The following is an 18,891-nucleotide window of genomic DNA, read 5'->3' on the forward strand; positions in this document are numbered from 1 at the left end:
GGCGGGCGGCGCGCGGTGAGCCAGAAGTGCGCTCAGCCTGCCTGGCCCGGCGGGACGACCGACGCGGCGCCGATGTCGTCGGCGAGCCCGCGCGTGCCGGCGAGTAGCCCACCGTCGACCGGGAGGTCGGCGCCGGTGATCCAGCCCGCGCGTTCCGACAGCAGGAAGTGGACGGCGTCGGCGACGTCTCTCGGCGTGCCGACCCTGCCGCTCGGGTACCAGCGCGTCGCCCGGTCGAGCGCGTCGGGACTCTCGGCGAGGCGACGCTGCCAGGCGGCGTTCGCGATCGTTCCCGGGGACACGGAGTTCACCCGGACACCGTGCGGTGCGTACTGGACCGCGAGCGACCGGGTCAGGTTCAGCAGGGCAGCCTTGGCCGCGCTGTACATGTCGTTCCCGAAGTACGCGTGGCCGTTGACGGAGGCGACGTTGACCACGGCACCGCGACCTGCGGACCGCATCGCGGGGAGCAACGCCTGCGACATGCGGAAGGCGCCTCCCAGGACGACGTCGAGGTCCTCCGACCACGACGCCTCGTCGATCGACTCGAAGCCGACGTTGGTGCAGACCGCTGCGTTGTTGACGAGGAAGTCCGGCGCGCCGAAGCGCGTCAGGAAGTCGTCGGCAACCGTGCGGACGGAGTCGGCCGACCTCAGGTCGAGAGCAACCGCCTCGGTGCCCGGCACGTCTCGCGCGACCGCGCGCGCGGCGTCCAGGTCCCGGTCGGCGAGCACGACCCGGTGGCCGTCGGCGACGATCGCACGGGCGATCTCGGCTCCGATGTCACCGGCCGCACCGGTCACGATGGCGTGTCCCATGAGTCATCCCTTCAGGGCGCCCACAGTGAGGCCCTTGGTGATCTGCTTCTGGAGGAGCGCGAACGCGATGAGGACCGGCGCGACCGTCATCATCATCCCGGCGAACAGCGTGACCCAGTTGGTCCCGTAGTTCGCTGCCTGGCCCAGCTGGAACAGACCCAGCGGGAGCGTCATCTTCTCGGGGGTGTGGATCAGGAGCAACGCGTAGAAGAACTCGTTCCAGTTCTGGAGGAAGCTGATGATCGCCACCGACGCCACCCCCGGTCCCATCAGCGGCAAGATCACGGACACGAAGGTCCGGGTCGGCGACGCGCCGTCGATCGCGGCGGCCTCCTCCAGCTCGTACGGCAACGTCCGCATGAACCCGGTCAGGACGAAGACGTTGAACGGCAGGTTGTACGTGGCGTAGACGAGGATCAGCCCGATCCGGCTGTCGAGCAGCCCGAAGCCCTGCATCAAGTTGTAGAGCGGCGCGAACGTCACCATCCACGGGATCATCAGACCCATCAGGAACACCGCGAGCACCACGCCGTTGAACCGGAACTGGACCCGGGCGAGCGGGTAGGCGGCGACGACCGAGACCACCACCCCGAGCACCGTCGCCGTGATGCTGACGAACAGGCTGTTGCCGAAGTACGCGCCGATGTTCGCGCCGTTCCAGGCGTTGGCGTAGTTCTCCCAGCGCCACCCCTCGGCGAGCTCCCACGGCGAGGTGCCGAGGAACTCGCGGTTCGTCTTCATCGAGACGTTGAAGACCCACGCGAAGGCGCTCGCCGTCGAGACGACGATGCTGCCGAGCAGGAGGTAGAAGAACAGGTGGTACGTCCGGAACGGCGCTGGACGCTCCTTCGTCCGCCTCCGCCGGGGACGTCGGATGGGCGGCGGCTCGGCGGCGAGCGGACGCGGATCCGCTGCGGGCTGGAGGACGTCAGTACTGGAGTTCGTCACGCTTCATCACCTTGTTGAGGATCTTCGCGATGACCAGCATGAGCACGACGAGCACCGCACCCATCGCGGCCGCGTACCCGAAGTCGGCCTGGTCGAACGCGACTCTGTACATGAGGGTCCCGACGGTGTCCGTGGATCCGAACGGACCGCCCCCGGTCATGATGTAGATGAAGGCGAAGGCCTGGAAGCTCTGGACCACCCAGAGCACGAGCAGCATGCGCAGCAGGTCGGCCAGCATCGGCAGCATGATGCTGAACAGGATGCGGACCTCGCCTGCACCGTCGATCCGCGCGGCCTCGAGGACGTCGCTCGGAAGCCGCTCGAAGCCCGCGCACAGGAGGACGACCCAGATCCCGATCCCGTGCCACACCGACACGAACGTGACTGCGGCAAGTGCCGTCGCCGGGTCACCGAGCCAGGTCTTCGCCAACGCACCGAGCCCCACCTCCTTCAACGCCGGGTTGATGAGCCCGAGCGTCGGGTGGTAGAGGAACTTCCACATGATCGACACGACGGCGACGGACAGCACGACGGGCGCGAAGACGAAGAACCTGAAGAACCGCTCGCCGCGCAGACGGTGGGACAGCGCCCACGCGATCGTCACGGCCGGCGGGAAGAGCATCAGCGCGCCGATGATCGTCAGGAGGAACGTGTTCTTCAACGCGTTCATGAAATCCGGGTCGCCGACGAGTCGCTCGTACTGATCGGTCCCCACGAACGTCATGGACCCCGTACGACTGAACTCGTTGAGCGAGAGGTCGACGGTCCGGGCGAGCGGGTAGAGGAAGAAGAGCGCCAACAGCACGAACGCCGGGAGCAGGAACGGGACGATGATCCGTCGCTGGGCTTTCCTGAGCATGGAGCCTCCGTTGAGTGGGGTGCTGTCGCGGGTCCTCGATCCCGGGGACCCGCGACAGCGGACGGAAACGCAGGGGTCAGTTCCCGTAGACCCGTTTCAGACCCTCGTCCAGTGCGGCCAGGGTCTCCTCGGCGTCCTGCTTGCCGAAGACGAGCTTGGCGATCTCGGGGTAGACGACCTCGCTCGCCTTGGACTGCAGGATCCCGTAGTAGGCGGGATAGAGCTGGTCTGCGCTGCCGACGACCTCGGCGATCCCGGGGAGTCCCGGAGGGCTGGGGACGTCCTTGACGGCCGACACCTCGCCGATCTCCTCGGCGCGAGCGGTCTGCGTCTCGACGCTCGTGACGCGTCGCACCCACTCGAGCGCGAGCGGGATGTTCTCGCTCTCGGCGTTCACCGACATCAGCTGGGCGGCCGCCATCATCCCGGCCTGGTCGCCGGCGCCGCCGTCGACGGTCGGGAACGCGATGACACCGAGGTCGAAGTCGGCCGGGATGACGTCCTTCATCTCGCTGACGAGCCAGCTGCCCATCAGGATCATCCCCGCCTTGCCCTGGAAGAACTGGGCCTGCGCGGCGGTGAAGTCGGTGCCCTCGAAGCCCTCGAGGAACGCTCCTTGGTCACGGAGCTCCTGCATCTTGGTCAGGCCGTCGAGGAAGCCAGGATCGTCGGTGATGCTGCCCTTGCCCTCGATGAGCACCTCGTGCACCTTGTCGTAGCCGACGGTGCGCATCCACAGGTTGTCGGTCCACATCCCCATGTACGGCTCGAACAGCCCGGTCACGGCGATCGGGTCGACGCCCGCGGACTTCAGCTTCGTCGCCGCGGCCGTCAGGTCGTCCCAGGTCGCCGGCGGGGTGATGCCGTTGTCCTTGAAGATCTTGGCGTTGTAGAAGAGCACCTGGAGCGAGAGCTCCGAGGGCACGCCGTAGATCCCCTTGCTCTCCGGGTGCTCCATGAACTGCCGCACGGCCGGCGAGAACGAGTCGATCCACGGCGCGCCGGTCGTCTCGTCCTCCTGCTCGAGGTACGGCAGGAGGTCGAGGAGCTTGCCGTCGTCCGCCCATGCGAGCAGGGCGTCGTTCGTGCCGTCGAACATCGTGTAGTCGACGTCGAGGCCGTCACCGGACCGCCACCGCTGCTCGAGCGCCGGACGCGCCTCGGTGTTGGCGAACGTGAGCTTGACGTCGGTGCCGGAGATGTCGGTCGCCATGGAGTCGGCGATCTTCTCCAGGAACGCCAAGGACGGAGTGCCCGTCGCCGGCAGGACGCCGACCTCGATCGGCCCGCCCTCGATCTCGCTCTGCCAGCTCGACGCTGCGGGAGCGTCGGGCTGGTCGTCGCCCCCGGAACCACATGCCGCCAGCGTCATCATCGGAACGACGACCGCCCCGACGACCAACAGCTTTCGTAGTGCAAACACTGCAGGTCCTCCCCTTCTTCGTTGGTGTGCCAGTAGTTGGGCTGTCGTCAATGCCGCGGGGACAGATCTGGCAGCAGGTCCGAGAACTCCTCGAGGAAGACCTCGATCCGACGCAGCTCTTCTGCGTCGAGCTTGTGTGCCGGTCCGCGACAGAAGTCGCTGGCGAAGAGCCCGCGACGGAATGAGATGCGCTTCTCGGCGGCGATGATGAGCTCGGTGTCGAGCATCCAGTACGAGATGAACGGCAGGAGCCGTCGGTGAAGGTCCTCCCCGGCGGCGATCTCGCCCGAGCTGAGCAGGCTCCAGATCTGGACGTAGATCTCGGTGAAGGAACAGCCGGGCTGTGTCCCGACCGCTCCGCGACGCCACGCGTCCGGCAGCTGCACGCCGGCGTACCCCTCGATCGCGGCCAGCGGCGGCTGCAGCTCGGCGAGCTCGCCGATCAGGCGACCGGGCGGGCTCGACTCGACCTTCACGAGCCGAAGGTTGGCGTGCTTCGCGGCGAGGCCAGCGAGGATCCCGGCGTCGAGACTCGTCCCCGTCTCCGACGGCGCGTACTGCAGGACGACCGGGGTCGGCGCGACCGCCTCCAGGACCGCGACGACGTGCTCGACGATCGCGGCACGTGACGGCGAGAGGAGGTACGGGGGAAGCAGGTTGATGAGGTCGGCCCCCGCGTCGACCGCCTCACGGGCACGCGTCGCAGCGAGGACGGTCGCGTGGTCCTGGACCGCGACGATCGCGGCGACGTCGTGCCTCGGACCGGTGATGCCGAGCAGGATCGCCAGGAGCCTCGCGCGCTCCCCCTCGGTCAGCTTGTAGAACTCCGAGGCGAACCCGGGGAACATCATGCTGCTCACCCCGGTGCCGACCACGTAGTCGACGACGCGGGCGAAACCCTCCTCGTCGATCTCGCCCCGATCCGTGAACGGGACCTCCAACACCGGCGAGACGCCCTTGACGAGGGCAGCCGCGTCGGCGGTGACGCTCTCCTGCTCTGCGGTCGATGTCTGCGGACCTGCGTCGATCGTCATCTGCTCTCGGTGCCCAATCTGCGTTGAAGTTTCGTTATTTCGAAAATGTTTTCGCGTAATGAGATACTAAGACTCCCGGGTCGTGGTCCACAAGAGGGTGGAAAGGATTCCCCGGAACGGTCCCGTGCGGAGTCAGCCGAGCAGGCGCCCGACCACCCCGCCGAGGACCTCGGCGCGCTCGGTGTCGGTAATAGGCCAGTCCGTCACACGGCTGAGCTCTGCCTCCGGCACCGTGTAGGGCGAGTCGGTCGAGAAGACCAGACGCGACGCCCCGATCTCTGGATCAGCGGCGAGCGCGGCAAGCACCGTGTCCCACGGGGCGTAGCACGTGTCTCCGAAGAGGTTCCCGGCGTAGCGCAACGCAGGCGCGGCATCGATCCAGAAGTCCGTCGCGCCGCTCCGCCCCATCACGAAGGCCACGTCAGGGAAGCGGCGGGCGAGACTGGCCAGCGGGAGAGGGAGCGCGCTCGGCGGCGTACCGGTCCGAACGTAGACGAACCACCCTGCGTCCCGGGCGAACTCCAGCAACGGATCGAGCAGGCCGTCCAGCAGGTCGAAGCCCTGGAGGACACTGTCGACGCACAACGCTCGCGCTCCTGCATCCCGGGCGCGCCGCAGCTCGTCGACCGCCCGGGCGCCACGCCACGGGTTGGCGACGGCGTAGGGGATCAGCCGGCCGCCGGACGCCGCGGCAGCAGCCGCAACCCGGTCGTTGCCCTCACGGTCGTCCACGGCGATGCACCGCTCGTCCGGTGCGACGAGCGCCTTGTCGATCCCGAGCCGGTCCATCGACGTGATCAGCGCCTCGGGCTCGAGGACGACCTCGCGTCCGCGCCCGAGGCGGACGTGTGCATCGATGATCATGCTGGCGCTCCGACCGAGAGGCCGAGCGCCGAGAGCGCGTCGGCGTGGATGATGCCCTCGACGAGCTCGCTCGGGACCCGCGGGAGTCTCGTCCCCTCCAGGATCGTGTTCACCGCGCGAAGGCCGGCGATCGCCTCTCCCGTGTTGGCGATCGGGAAGTCGGAGCCCAGCAGGAGCTTGTGCGTGCAGCCCCACTCGACGGCCGCCAGCAGCGACTCGTAGCAGACCCATGGCCGCAGGTAGATCGACGACACGTCGGCGTACACGTGCGGATGCTTGCGGATCGTGACGACCGTCTCCTTGCCCCAGGGATGGCCCATGTGCGCCATCACGATGCGCAGCTCGGGAAACCGGAGGGCGACCTCGTCGGTCACGAGCGGGTACGTGTAGCGCAGCGGGGCGGCGCGGATCGGCGACGCTCCCTGGTGGAAGACGATCGGGAGCGCGTTCTTCTCGCAGTAGGCGTAGAAGGCGAGCGCCTCGTCCCCGAGCGGGTCGAAGTTCTGGTAGTTCGGCCCGAGCTTCACGCCGACCAGCCCGAGCTCACGACACCGCTCGGCCTCGTCGAACGCATCCGGTTCGGTGGGGTCGACGGACATGAAGCCGATGCGCCGCGCCGGGTCGTGCGCGACGAACTCCGCGGTCGCGTCGTTCGTCCGCTCCGGTGGATGAGGTATCCCCGTCGCGGCCTCCGGGTCGGGGACCGCGATGTTGAAGACGATCGTGACGTCGGCCGCCTCCATCGCCGTGTCGAACTCCGCCCACGAGTTGGTGGTCACCACGGGACGGTCGGTGCGCCAGGTCGTGAACACCTTGCGTTCCGACTCGGGCACCGACTCGCGGTGCGTCGGGGTGTGGGCATGGACGTCGACGATCATCGAAGCTCCTCGATCAGGTCGGGTCGGGGGCGGACACCGAGGCCTGCGCCGGCACCCAGCCGGACGGTACGGCCGTCGCTGTCGAGAGGGTCCGCGAGCACGTCCTCGCGGTAGTAGAAGGCGCCGATGATGTCCGAGGGGATGTCGGCGGACAGACGAGGCAGCGCGCACGCGACGTGCAGCTGGGCGGCAGCACCCAGCCCGAACTCGCCGTTGGAACCGATGACCACGTCCAGCCCGAACGCCGCGGCGACGCTGCCCATGGCCAGAGCGCGTCCCGGGCCGCCGCTCTTCCCGATGTACAGGCTCACGCAGTCCGCCGCCTCCGAACGGACGAGACGAGTGAGGTCCGACATCCCGAACACCGACTCGTCCGCGACGACGGGCAGACCGTGTCGGCGCGTGGCCGCAAGACCGTCGAGGTCGCCGGGTGCGACGGGCTGCTCGATGAACGCGGCTCCGGCGGCCGCGATCTGCGGGATCGCTCGGAAGGCATCGGACCGGCTCCACCCGCCGTTCGCGTCGGCTCCTACGAACACGTCGGGACCGACGAGCTCACGCACCGTGCGGACGCGCGCGACGTCAGCAGCGACCTCGAGCCCGACCTTCACCTTGAAGGCGTCGAAACCCAGCTTCCTCGCGGCCGCGACCATCGGCTCGAGGGCGTCGCCGTCTCCGGACAACGAGAGCTTGATATCGACCGTCTCGCGCCGGGGACCGCCGAGCGCCACCGCGAGCGGCACGTCGAGCGTGCGGGCGTACGCGTCCCAGAGCGCGGTGGCCACACCGGCCTTGGTGAAGGGGTTGCCCGCGAGCACACGGTCCATCCGGTCTTCCAGGTCGGCGACGGACGCGAGCGGGCGCCCGATGATCGCCGGCGCGAGCCTCGTACGGACGAAGTGGTCGGCGCTCGTCCCGTCCTCGCCGCTCCACAGCGGCGTGGCACTCACTTCCCCGAATCCTTCGACGCCGTCGCTGGTGACGACGCGCACCAGCAGGAACTCGGAGCGGTCGTGCACTCCGCGGGCTCCCCGTACGACCAGGTCGGGATTCACGTCGAGCGTCATCGGCGCGGTGTGCACCGCGGCCACGGTCGCTCTCATCGGGCACCGTCGAGGAGCGCCCGCGGGTTGTCGACGAGCATCGCCTGCTTCTGCTCGGGCGTGATGCCCCACCCTTCGATCTCCCGGACCCGAGCCACCGCGTAGTCCTGGCTGACGCGGTCGGAGAGTCCGGCATCCGTCCCGAAGAGGACCTTGTGCGGTGGGGCCTTCGCCAGGATCTCGCGCGCGGCGTACGGCGGGGTGCCGCAGATGCAGAGGTAGAGGTTCTCCGTCTCGCTGACCAGAGTGAGCGCCTCGCGCCACGTGTCGTGCAGGCCGCCGTGGCCGAGCACGACGGGGAGGGTCGGGTGCCGTCGCGCGAGCGCCGCGATCTGGCCGGCCGTCGAGTACGGAGGCGTGCCGTCGTGGCTGAGGAGCATCCCTCCCTCCGCCGCGAGCACCTCGCAGATCGGGTCGAGGCTGGCCTCGTGCATGCTGAACCCCTGCAGCCACGGGTGGAGCTTGAGCCCGCGCAGCCCGAGCGGGCCCATCATGCGTGCGACCTCCTCCGGAGCGCCCTCGAGTCGAGGGTGGACGGTGCCGAACCCGAGCAGTCGGTCCGGGAACTCCGCGACGAAGGCGGCGAGGTCGTCGTTCGTCGAGGGCGACGGGTCGAACAGTCCGTCGTGGCTGAGGACCACGGCCCGCTCGATCCCTGCGACGTCCATGAACCCGACGAACTCGTCAGCACCGAAGCTCACTCCCCCCAACCAGCTGCTCGTGCGCCACGAGGGGGTGTGGGTGTGGAAGTCGATCACAGTGCCTCCGCCAGGTCGAGGAATCGCTTCGCCATCTGCTCGACGACGTGGTCGAGGCGGCGCTGCCCTGCCGCCTCGTCCGCCTTCTCGGGAAGGTCGGTGTAGCCGTCGATCGACGCCCACAGCGCGGTCGTGTGCACGTCGACGTCGTCGACCGCGACGAGCGCCGGCGCTGCAGACCGCGGCGGTGGCGTACCGACCCCGGCGGGGAGGAGCACCTGCATCAGCGAGGTCTCGAACTCGCCGGCGTGCCCGGGGACGAACACCCCGTCCTCACGACCGGCGAGACGCCAGTAGTCCAGGTGACCGACCGCGATCCCGAGCGAGACCGCGGCGTCGGCCGCCGCGGCATGGCAGACGCCGACGTTGCCGCCGTGACCGTTGACGAGGACAGCACGTCGCCCTCCCTGGGTGGCGATCGAACCGAGCACGTCCGCGAGGACCGCGAGGAGGGTGGCCGGCTTCAGGGAGAGGGTGCCCCCGAACGCGAGGTGGTGGTCCGACGCACCCAGCTCCAGCGTGGGAGTGACGAGCAACGGGCGGGTCGAGCGGCCGGCCGCCTGCTGGGCGGCACGCCACGTGACCTCGCCGGCGATGAGGGCGTCGGTGCCGGTCGGAAGGTGCGGCCCGTGCTGCTCGGTCGCGCCGATCGGCACGAGGACGAGCGCATCTGGCAACCAGCGCGCGAGTCTCTCGCGGTCGGAGTGCGCCCAGAGCGCGGCAATCGAGGCCACACCATGCTCCTATGCTCGAAATATCGGAAATGTTTCTCGATACACGAACATTACGAGACAGGGACCACGCTTGGCAACGACTCGGGCGGACATCCGAGACGACGCGAGACCTCCGTGGTCAGGTCCACCAGGCCGGCGGCGGCGACACGCATCTGATCCGGTGTGAGGTCACGGGCGAATCCCGTCACACCGAGCGCACCCGCCACGCTCCCGTCGATGCCGAAGAACGGGGCAGCGACGCACGAGATCTCGGCCTGCTCCTCCTCCTGCTCAACGGCGTACCCCTGCTCGCGCACCGTCTCCAACAGGGCCCGGAACGCCTTCTTGCCCCCCTTCGGCGCGTTGGGGCCTCGGCCCGGTGTCAGCTTCGAGAGGAGCGGGTCGAGCTCGTCGGGGTCGAGGTACGCCGCGATGGCGCGCCCGAGGGCCGTGAGGTTGAAGGGAGCGATCTTGCCGGAGTAGGTGTCGAACTGGACGAAGCCCGGCGTCGCTGCCTTGGCGACGTACACGACCGAGTGGCCGTCGAGCACGCCCATGTGGACAGGCATCCCGAGCCTGTCGGCGAGTGCTCGCATCTCACCCGTCGCGACACGCGAGAGGTCGGTGTCGCGCACGAGCTGGCTCGCGAGTCCGTACAGGCGCAACGTCGGGCGCCAGAAGTGGCTGCGTCCCACCACACGTCGCGAGGCGTACCCGCGCTGTTCGAGCGTGTAGACGATGCTCGCGCAGGTGGCGAGCGGAATGTTCGTGACCTTGGCGAGTGCCGTCAGCGTGAGCTCCTCGTCGGCCTCGACGAGGCACTCGAGAACCGTGAGCGCCCGGTCGACACCCGGCGACGCGGGCCGCTCCGCTGACTTGCTGCGATCATCCATGGACCAACCTTCGCCTCTCGTCGCCATTGCCTGTGCATCGTTGCAGCGGGCAGACTGGTCGACACCACGGCCCGCCGGTAGATTATTCTATATCTCGATTGCTTTTTCGCAATATCGAAGGAAGGTGTGCCGTGGCGACTCCCCCGGCAGCGACTTCACGAATCACCGGCGTCGTGGCCATCATCCGGCTCCGCGACAGACCGGCCCCCGACAGGCTCGTCGACGCGCTCATCGCCGGCGGCGTCGAGCACCTCGAGGTGACGGCAACGACGCCGGACGCGCACGCGACGGTCGAGCGCTGGAGGCGGCGCCACCCGGAGGCGCTCGTGGGAGTCGGGACGGTCCGCACCCCTGCACAGGCCGAAGCCGCGATCTCCGCCGGAGCGACGTTCCTCGTGACACCCACGACTGTTCCCGGCGTGCTCGAGGTCGCGCGCACGCACGACATCCCGGTCGCGTGCGGCGCCCTCACCCCGACCGAGATCGACAACGCCTGGCTCCTCGGCGCAGACACGGTGAAGGTGTTCCCGATCACCGCGGTCGGCGGCCCTGACTATCTCCGCGCCCTCCGCGACCCCCTGCCGGACGTCCCACTCCTGCCCACCGGAGGGGTGGACGCCGGAAACCTTCGCGCGTACGCGGGAGCCGGGGCGGCCGGTGTCGGCATCGGCAGCGCGCTCGTCTCCGAGGCACGCGTCGCCGCGGAGCAGTGGGACGTCGTACGCGACCACGCGCGGTCCCTCACCGACGCCTGGAAGGGCCACGCATGACTGACGTGCTCACCCTCGGCGAAGCCATGGGATGCCTGCGGGGCGAGGGCCGGGTGCAGCTCGGCGGCACGATGGCGCTCGGAGTCGCCGGCGCCGAGAGCAATGTCGCGATCGGCCTCTCCCGACTCGGCCACTCCTCCAGCTGGGTCGGTGTCGTCGGGCCTGATCAGATCGGCGAGCTGGTCGTCCGGACGCTCAGGGCCGAGGGCGTCGACGTCTCGAGCATCCGTCGGGGTGACGAGCCGACGGGGATCGTCGTCTTCGAGAACCGCGTCGCAGGAGTCGCGCGCGTGGACTACCACCGGCGCGGCTCCGCTGGCAGCACGGTGTCGGGAGACGATGTCGCCGTCGCGTTCGCTCAAGGCTCGCCACGCATCGTCCACCTCACAGGCGTGACGCTGGCGCTCAGCGAGACAGCAGCCGACGCGGTACGCACAGCAGCGCGACTCGCACGCGAGTGCGGAGCAGTGGTGTCGCTCGACGTCAACCACCGGAGCCGGCTGTGGTCCGCCGACACGGCTCGCACCGCCCTGTCGAGCGTGATCGACCTGGTCGACGTCGTCATCGCGTCGGAGGACGAGCTCGGCCTCGTCGCCCCGAGCGGGACGATCGCCGAGCAGGCAGGACAGCTCCTCGCCGCCGGAGCACGAGCGGTCGTCGTGAAGCAGGGATCGGACGGCGCGACGTCCTACACGGCCGACGGCGTCGTCCGCTCCCCCGCGCGCCGGGTGCGTGCTGTCGACGTCATCGGGGCCGGCGACGCGTTCGTGGCCGGCTACCTGTCGGGCCTGCTCGACGGCCTGCCCGAACCCGACCGGCTCCAGCGCGCGAACACCGTCGGTGCGTTCGCCGTCGCCTCCCGAGGCGACTGGGAGGGACTTCCGACACGGGAGGAGCTCGCGCTTCTCGACGTGACGCCAGGTGAGGTCGTGCGGTGAGCAGCACCGCCGCGTACGGCGCAGGGCTGCGAGTCGCAGGGGTCTAGACGCGGGTCGACCCAGGTGGCGCATCCCGCGTGGGGCGGCGCCACCTGGGTCAGAGGTCAGACAGCGGCTGCGCCGCTGCCCTTCACGGCCATCACATCGATCTCGACCAGGATCCCGCCCAGCTCCGACCCCGCGGTCGTCCGTACGGGCAAGGGCTCGGTGAAGAACTCCCGGTACGCGGCGTCGAACCCGTCCCAGTCCCGCTCGATGTCCGCGAGGTGGGCAGTGACCTTCACCGTGTCCTGCAGATCCGCCCCCGCAGCAGCGAGCGCCGCCGCGACGTTGCGCAGCGTCTGCCGGGTCTGCTCCGCGACGTCGTCGCCGCCGACCAGCTCACGGGTCTCCGGGTCGACCGGACCGAAACCGGCCGTGACGACGAGGTCGCCGACGACGACGGCCTGGGAGTACCACCCGCGCGGTGCAGGTGCCTGCGGCGTGGCGACGCTCTCCTTGCGCTGGCTCACGCCCCTCACATCCCGAACGAGACGGCCGACTCGAACCCGTTGCCACCGAAGCGGCGTGCAGTCGTCCACGGGTTGGCCGCGGTCGCGCCGTTCCCCGGATGGATCCACACGGAGCCCGACGAGTCACGGACGACGAGGTCGGGGTTCGGCGTCCCGTCGACGAAGGCGACGTCGAGCGAGGTGACGCCCGACCAGTCCCCGTCGACGGCGATCGGATCCCCGGTCGCGGTCGGGAAGACCCACAGCGAACCGTCGTTCTCGAGGTCGACGAGATCGGCGTAGCCGTCGGTGTCGATGTCGTGCAGGGCGAGGTGCGACGCGTACTGCCAGTTGCTCCCGACCCACACCCGCGAGTCCCACGGGAACCCGGTGGTCACTCCGTTGCCCGGGTAGGCATACAGGTCGCCACCCGGCTGCCGTCCGACGATGTCGGTCTTCCCGTCGCCGGTGACGTCACCTGCCACGAGCATGTTGAAGATGTTCCAGCCCGTGCCGGCGAAGTACCGGGTCGGCCAGGGGTTCCCGGTCGTCGCACCGTTGTTGAGGTAGATCCACAGCGTGCCGTTGGCCGCTGCCCGGTCGAGAACCAGAAGATCCTGCCGGGAGTCTCCGTTCACGTCGTCGACCAGGATGCGCGAGGCGAACCCCCACTCCTCGCCCGCGGCGCGCAGCGACGTCCACGGGTTGCCGGTGGTGGAACCGTTGTTCGGCAGCACGAACAGGCTCTGTCCCTTGCCGAGCCGCCCCGCGAGCTCCGGCGAGCCGTCGCCGTCGACGTCGCCGAGCAGCAGGCCGGTCGCGTAGGTGAAGCCCGTGCCCGCCGGGAAGCTCGTCGAGGCCGACCACATGCTCCCGGGCGTGGTCCCCAGGCCTGGGTGCACCTTCAGCGACCCCGTCTCCGACCGCGCGAGGATGTCGGGCCTGTCGTCGCCGGTCACGTCGCCCAGCTCGAGCCGATCACCGAGCCCGAACCCGCTGACCCCGGTGATGATCGAGGTCCAGAAGTTCGAGGTGGTCGCGCCGTTGTGGGGGTACACGAGGATGTTCCCGCTGCCGTCGCGCGCGACGATGTCGGGATTGCCGTCGCCGGTCGCGTCTCCGAGCATCAACGCGTTCGCGAGGTTCCAGCCGGTGCCCGACCAGATCGGTGAGGTCGTCCACGGGTTGGAGGTGGTCGACCCGTTGCCGCGGTAGACCCAGAGCGTGCCACCGGAGTTGGACGGGTCGCGGACGAGCAGGTCGGCGTTGCCGTCCCGCGTGACGTCTCCGACCCGGATGGTGTCAGCGAGGTTCCAGCCCGTGCCCGCGTGCACCCGCGTCGTCCACGGGTCGGCCGGGTCCCCGTTGTTCGGGTAGACCCAGAGCGTTCCACCGTCCGCCCCCGGGTCTCGCACGATGAGGTCGTCCAGGGCGTCGCCGGTGAGGTCGGCGAGAACGGCCAGGTCGGCGAAGTCCCATCGCGTGGTGGTCGTCCGGAACGCCCCCGTCCACGGGTTGGAGGTGGTCGAGCCGTTGTGGTCGTAGATGCGGAGAGCACCCGCGTCCGGCGCGGACATCTGTGCCACGAGGTCGGCTCGGCCGTCGCCGGTGACGTCGGGTGGCAGGGAAGCCGCGGCGAGCGCCTTCGCCAGGTCCTGCTGGGGAGCAGCGTCCTGCGCGGACTTGCCCTTCGCCTTCTTGCGGTCGGCGGGCGACCGCAGCTTCGCGGCGTTCCAGGTCGGCTTCGCCTTCGGGTGCGGACGGACCTTCGCCCGAGAGTCGCGTCCGTCGCGCGGCGCGGCCGACGCCTCGACCGCCTGCGTGCCGGTGAGTCCGATGAGCAGCGCCGTGGTCAGCGCCCCCAGACGGGTGATTGACTTCCTGGACATCAGAGGACGATCCTCTCCTGCGCGCGGTACTTGCGACCGTTGACCTTGACCCACTTGACGCCCGAACCCGGGACGCCGTGAAGGATGACCTTGCGGGGCTGGTGGTGCCAGCGGCCCTTCCAGCTGACGTCGAGCGTGCGTCCGTCGCCGGACAGCTTGAACGAGAGATCGACCTGCCCGAACTTGGTCGGCACCTTCAGGAACTCGGTCTTCTCCTCGGACGAGAGCCACTCGTTGGGGCACATCCGCATCAGGTGGAGGTCCTGTGGCGAGAGCGAGTCGTCGATCACCGCGTGCAGGACCGACCACACCACGATCGGGTGGCTGAACAGGTTGCCGTAGATGGCGTGGCGGTGCTCGCTCGAGATGTAGGTGTCCTGAGACAGGCCGCCGACGAGCAGGCCGTACATCCCCTCCAGGTAGCGGTCACGGTCACCGAGCTCCCAGTTGTGGAACATGTTCCAGCTGTAGCAGGGCTCGCTCGACGACTGCTCGTGGTCGAGGACCGCTCGGTAGAGAGCGGAGTGGTGCACCGGATCGAACAGCTTCGTGTTGGGTCCGACCCGGAAGAACTCGACGAACGACCTCATCAGCGGGTCCGAAGCCGGCATCAGGCCAGCCCAGACCGACATCAGCGCGCCGGTGTCGAGCATTGTGAAGTCGTCCCACACACCCGTGCCGGAGAACTGCGGCGGGAAGACCGGCCACTCCTTGCCGTCCTCGTCGGTCCACTTCTTCGAGCGGTCCGCGAGAGCGTGGACGGCGTCGACGAACGTGCGCTTGAAGCCGTCGGCGAACGCGGCGAACTCCGCCGCCCTCGGGTGGTTCTCGCGGGTCAGCAGGTCGATGGCCGTACGCAGGCCCTTGTAGGTGAAGCACTGCGCGATGAAGCCCTGCGTCTCGACGCCCTCGTCGGTCGAGTGGCCGGGCGGCATGATCCCCTTCACGCCGTCGTGGTTGGTCCGACCGCACGCGTCGACGATGTAGTCGCACGCCTTCACGATCGGTTCGATCCACCGGTCGATGAAGTCCCGGCGGTCTGTGACGATCGCGTGCGTGCTGAGGATCTCGAGGATCGCGCCGTGGTCGCTCATCCAGTCGATGGACTGGAGCGTCTTGGGAGTCGAGAGGTAGCCGGGGTACGACCCCTCAGGGAACACCGAGCTCGGCGGCTTGCGGGTGCCCTGCGTCACCATGTAGATCTCGGCGTGCTTCTCGACGACGTCGTGGTAGCCGAGCCGGTCGAGGAACATGTGGCTGACCATCGACGTCGGCGTGCTCCAGAGGACGTCGTACGCGTAGGAGCCGGAGAGGAACGAGAACAGCCCGGTGTCGGGGCTCTTCTCCGCGACGACCTCGGCCAGCTGCGGCCCTCGCCTGATGACCTGGTTGACGTAGTTCTCTGGGGTCTTGACCGTCGCGACGGTGCTCTCCCGCTGCCGCCAGTAGGCCTCGCACTCGGCGAGCACCGCCTCGCGCCCGGGAGCGATCTCGGCCTTCACGTCGGCGAGCGGCTGCGGGAGCATCGGGATCTGCAGGTCGACGTGCGCACCGACCTCGACGGGCAGGCCGAGGCGCAGGTCGTACACGCCGTCCCGGCCGGAGTTCTTCTCCATGGCGATGGTGCCCTTCTCGGCGGTCGTCACCATGAGCCGGACTTTGCCGTCCTTGTCGGTGATCGGCACCGTGATCGCCTTGCCGGACGGGTTCCAGACGCGCTGCATCGTCAACCCGCCCTCGATCGGGGCCTCGTCGGGGACGACGGTCAGGGGTACGCCGTTCTCCTGCTCGTACGGTCCGCGTGGCTTCATGTAGGCCTTGCTCAGCCACAGCTGGAACGTGAAGTCCTTCGGCGCCTTCACGGGATCGACGTACACGACCTCGAAACGGACCCACGCGTAGATGGGCTCGACCGCGGTCTCGACGTCGCCGCCACCGGGGATGTGCCCGAAGACGCTCTGCCGGATGATCAGCCCCTCCTGCCGGCGGTACTCGGTCCAGAGAAGAGGCGCGTCGCGGTCCTCGTCCCAGCCCTGCTTCCGGAACCCGAGATCGTCGTCCCACACCTCGTGCACGGACGTCGGGAACGCCGGGAACCCGCCCTCACGCTTGGGCATGACGACCGTGAGCTGGAAGTTCTTGCCGAAGTACGGCTGCGTGTTCGGCTTCGCGGCGATCACCCAGCTCGGGTCGCAGATGAGCGCACCGTTGTAGATCGAGTTGAAGCGGAAGAGATGCCCCTTCCAGCCGATCGGCGTCCACACGTTGCGTTGCGGCAGCCACCAGTGCTTGGCGCGGTCGACGTTGGGCTCCGGGCTGCCCGGACCCAGCGCGGTCGACACGAACGTGTCGGCCTCGGCTTCGGGGACGAGCGCCCGTGGTGCGGCCACGACGAGAGCACCCCCCGCCGCCACACCACCGGTGAGTTGGAGAATGCGTCGTCTGGATACGTCGGTCATGCCAGCCTCCCTGCGTCGAACTTCTGGTTGGGTTGTCGCTCGCTCAGATGAAGAAGGTGCGCGAAGGGTCCGTGAACCCGCCCGCGATCACGACGGAGCTGCCGTACGGCCGTACCGCGAACCCGCCGTCGTTGTGCCAGGCGCGGACGTCGCCGCCTGCGAGGATGATCGCCACCTCGGCGCGTCCGTCGTCGTCGAGATCGGCGAAGCGCAGACGGGACGGGTCGGTGAAGCCGTCTGCGACGACGACCGACATCCCGTACGGGGAGGACGAGAATCCACCGTCGTTGTGCCAGGCCCAGACGTCACCGTTCGGCTGGACGAGAGTGATCTCCGCGCGGCCGTCGGCGTCCAGGTCGGCGAAGTTCGTACGCTCGGGCGTGAACCCCGTCGCGATGACGACCGAGTTGCCGTACGGCGACGCGGAGAACGCGCCGTCGTTGTGCCACGCCCAGACGTCACCGTTGCTCTGGAACTGGATCAGCTCGGCCCGGCCGTCGTCGTCCAGGTCGGCGAAGCGGACGCGCGAGGGGTCGGCGAATCCGGCCGCGATGACGTGCGACTGTCCGAACGGGGACGCCGCGAACCCGCCGTCGTTGTGGAAGGCGCGGATCTGACCGTCCACCTGGATGTGGATCATCTCCGCCTTGCCGTCGTCGTCGAGATCGGCGAACCGCAGCCTCGCAGGGTCGTACCCGCTGGCGATGACCCTCGAGTCGCCGTACGGACCCGCGAGGAACCCACCGTCGTTGTGCCACGCCCGCACGTCGCCCGACGCCTCGACGTAGGCGATCTCGGAGCGCATGTCGCCGTCGAGCGACGACGCGCGCTTCCCACCCTGCACGGGTGTCGTCCCGGACCACGACAGGTCGATCGAGTACATGTGGCGCGCGCCGTTCACCCATCCGTGGAAGACGAACTTGTCGCCGCCGGTGAGGCCGTCGGCGGCGGTGACGACGTCGCCACCGCCCGGCCCGCAGATCCCGGAGTTCCCCTGCGTCATCAGCACCTGGCCGGTCGCCCACGGTCCGTTGAGGCTGGGTGCCGAGGAGTAGTACGTGGAGTAGCCGCAACCGCCGTAGCCGCCGGCCGAGTAGACCAACGCGAACGAGCTGCCACGTTGCACGAGGTCCGGCGCCTCGATGACGGTGCCGGCAGGCGTGGTGATCAGGGCGGTCGCACCGCCGACCAGCGCCGTACCGTTGCTCGTCGTCTGGCTCAGCCACAGCGTCGACGTCTGCCCGACCGCGTTGCCATCGTTCTTCCAGAGCAGGTAGCGCGTGCCGTTGGCTGCGACGAAGGTGTTGGCGTCGATCGCACCGCCCTGGGAGAGCGGGCAGATCAACGGCCCTCCCCCGACGGGCGTGAACGGACCGAGGGCCGACGACGCGGTCGCGACTCCGATGCACTGTCTGCCCGACGCGGCGTGGCGCGCCGTGTAGGTCATCGTGAGGGACCCGTCGGGGTTGGCGTGGACGTCTGGCGCCCAGGTCGCCCCTGCCTGCGCCCAGCTGGGGGACGGACCGCCAGGCATCGCGTCGCCCCGGACCGTCCAGGGTCCGTCGATGGTGGGCGCGCTCGCGACGGGCACGTGCCGGTAGTTGTTGGTCGCGTAGGCGTACCAGGTGTTGCCGACCTTCACGATGTCGGGATCGGGGAAGTCCTCGGCGATGAGCGACTTGGGCACCTCCAGCGCGTGCGCCGGCGCGATCGCCAGGATGACGGCGGCCATCCCTGCGAGCACGGTGACCACCCTTCGTACGAGCGTCCTCTTCGCCATGGCAACTCCTTCGATCAGCCGACGCGACGGTGTCGCGGAGCGGGGTTCGACAGGATATCTTTCGGTATTCTGGAAATATCTTCCACTTACCGTGCGATAACAATGGCACCCCGCGTTGCACCCTGGCAAGGGTCTGGGGTCGCCGGATCAGCGCCGAAGCGCGGGGAGGGGTCTCGATCGCTTCGCGCCTCGACCAGCGGGAAGGAAGCGTCGACCAGCGGGGTCTCGATCGCTTCGCGCCTCGACCAGCGGGAAGGGAGCGCCGACCAGCGG

The 18,891-nt window shown here is 69.0% G+C and carries 17 protein-coding genes; 2 read left to right on the forward strand and 15 right to left on the reverse strand.

Features of this window, described 5'->3' with window-relative positions:
- Positions 1 to 32 precede the first annotated feature (32 nt).
- From GH747_RS20935 to GH747_RS20985, 11 genes are all read right to left on the reverse strand, one after another.
- A complete protein-coding gene (locus GH747_RS20935; RefSeq protein WP_149771572.1) occupies positions 33 to 818 on the reverse strand; it encodes an SDR family NAD(P)-dependent oxidoreductase in 786 nt (261 codons plus the stop codon).
- A 3-nt stretch (positions 819 to 821) separates the two neighbouring features.
- Positions 822 to 1,766 (reverse strand): carbohydrate ABC transporter permease, encoded by a 945-nt coding sequence (locus GH747_RS20940; RefSeq protein ID WP_149771573.1) that lies wholly within the window; start codon positions 1,764 to 1,766, stop codon positions 822 to 824.
- On the reverse strand, positions 1,747 to 2,625 hold the full coding sequence (locus tag GH747_RS20945) for a carbohydrate ABC transporter permease (protein ID WP_149771574.1): 879 nt from the start codon (positions 2,623 to 2,625) through the stop codon (positions 1,747 to 1,749). The genes GH747_RS20940 and GH747_RS20945 overlap by 20 nt, the downstream gene beginning before the upstream one ends.
- A 76-nt stretch (positions 2,626 to 2,701) precedes the next feature.
- Positions 2,702 to 4,048: an ABC transporter substrate-binding protein gene (locus GH747_RS20950; RefSeq protein ID WP_149771575.1), complete on the reverse strand. Its 1,347-nt coding sequence runs from the start codon at positions 4,046 to 4,048 to the stop codon at positions 2,702 to 2,704.
- A 47-nt stretch (positions 4,049 to 4,095) separates the two neighbouring features.
- On the reverse strand, positions 4,096 to 5,082 hold the full coding sequence (locus GH747_RS20955; RefSeq protein WP_149771576.1) for a dihydrodipicolinate synthase family protein: 987 nt from the start codon (positions 5,080 to 5,082) through the stop codon (positions 4,096 to 4,098).
- A gap of 132 nt (positions 5,083 to 5,214) precedes the next feature.
- Positions 5,215 to 5,946, reverse strand: coding sequence for an amidohydrolase family protein (locus GH747_RS20960; RefSeq protein ID WP_149771577.1), 732 nt, complete (start codon positions 5,944 to 5,946; stop codon positions 5,215 to 5,217).
- Positions 5,943 to 6,824, reverse strand: coding sequence for an amidohydrolase family protein (locus GH747_RS20965; protein ID WP_149771578.1), 882 nt, complete (start codon positions 6,822 to 6,824; stop codon positions 5,943 to 5,945). The genes GH747_RS20960 and GH747_RS20965 overlap by 4 nt, the downstream gene beginning before the upstream one ends.
- The gene (locus tag GH747_RS20970; protein ID WP_149771579.1) at positions 6,821 to 7,927 is read right to left on the reverse strand and encodes a mandelate racemase/muconate lactonizing enzyme family protein; all 1,107 of its coding nucleotides are present in this window, start codon (positions 7,925 to 7,927) and stop codon (positions 6,821 to 6,823) included. The genes GH747_RS20965 and GH747_RS20970 overlap by 4 nt, the downstream gene beginning before the upstream one ends.
- On the reverse strand, positions 7,924 to 8,685 hold the full coding sequence (locus GH747_RS20975; RefSeq protein ID WP_149771580.1) for an amidohydrolase family protein: 762 nt from the start codon (positions 8,683 to 8,685) through the stop codon (positions 7,924 to 7,926). Before GH747_RS20975 ends, GH747_RS20970 begins: the two co-directional genes overlap by 4 nt.
- A complete protein-coding gene (locus tag GH747_RS20980; RefSeq protein ID WP_228553032.1) occupies positions 8,682 to 9,419 on the reverse strand; it encodes a creatininase family protein in 738 nt (245 codons plus the stop codon). Before GH747_RS20980 ends, GH747_RS20975 begins: the two co-directional genes overlap by 4 nt.
- Before the next feature lie 50 nt (positions 9,420 to 9,469).
- Positions 9,470 to 10,291: an IclR family transcriptional regulator gene (locus GH747_RS20985; protein ID WP_149771581.1), complete on the reverse strand. Its 822-nt coding sequence runs from the start codon at positions 10,289 to 10,291 to the stop codon at positions 9,470 to 9,472.
- Positions 10,292 to 10,422: 131 nt separating this feature from the next.
- Between GH747_RS20985 and GH747_RS20990 the strand changes: the two genes are divergently transcribed.
- Both GH747_RS20990 and GH747_RS20995 read left to right on the forward strand, forming a co-directional pair.
- Positions 10,423 to 11,061: a bifunctional 4-hydroxy-2-oxoglutarate aldolase/2-dehydro-3-deoxy-phosphogluconate aldolase gene (locus tag GH747_RS20990; RefSeq protein WP_149771582.1), complete on the forward strand. Its 639-nt coding sequence runs from the start codon at positions 10,423 to 10,425 to the stop codon at positions 11,059 to 11,061.
- Positions 11,058 to 11,999: a sugar kinase gene (locus GH747_RS20995; RefSeq protein ID WP_149771583.1), complete on the forward strand. Its 942-nt coding sequence runs from the start codon at positions 11,058 to 11,060 to the stop codon at positions 11,997 to 11,999. The genes GH747_RS20990 and GH747_RS20995 overlap by 4 nt, the downstream gene beginning before the upstream one ends.
- A gap of 104 nt (positions 12,000 to 12,103) precedes the next feature.
- On the opposite strand, the gene GH747_RS21000 is transcribed toward GH747_RS20995, so the two are convergent.
- Genes GH747_RS21000 through GH747_RS21015 form a run of 4 tightly spaced genes read right to left on the reverse strand, consistent with a single transcriptional unit; the run spans position 12,104 to position 18,618 of the window.
- Positions 12,104 to 12,511, reverse strand: coding sequence for a RidA family protein (locus tag GH747_RS21000; protein WP_149771584.1), 408 nt, complete (start codon positions 12,509 to 12,511; stop codon positions 12,104 to 12,106).
- Positions 12,512 to 12,516: 5 nt separating this feature from the next.
- A complete protein-coding gene (locus GH747_RS21005; RefSeq protein ID WP_149771585.1) occupies positions 12,517 to 14,379 on the reverse strand; it encodes an FG-GAP repeat domain-containing protein in 1,863 nt (620 codons plus the stop codon).
- A complete protein-coding gene (locus GH747_RS21010) occupies positions 14,379 to 16,838 on the reverse strand; it encodes a hypothetical protein (protein WP_149771586.1) in 2,460 nt (819 codons plus the stop codon). The genes GH747_RS21005 and GH747_RS21010 overlap by 1 nt, the downstream gene beginning before the upstream one ends.
- A 43-nt stretch (positions 16,839 to 16,881) precedes the next feature.
- Complete coding sequence (locus GH747_RS21015; protein WP_149771587.1) at positions 16,882 to 18,618, reverse strand: family 43 glycosylhydrolase; 1,737 nt, start codon at positions 18,616 to 18,618, stop codon at positions 16,882 to 16,884.
- Positions 18,619 to 18,891 lie beyond the last annotated feature (273 nt).

This window comes from Mumia xiangluensis (assembly GCF_010994095.1).
GTDB classification, from domain to species: Bacteria; Actinomycetota; Actinomycetes; order Propionibacteriales; family Nocardioidaceae; genus Mumia; species Mumia xiangluensis.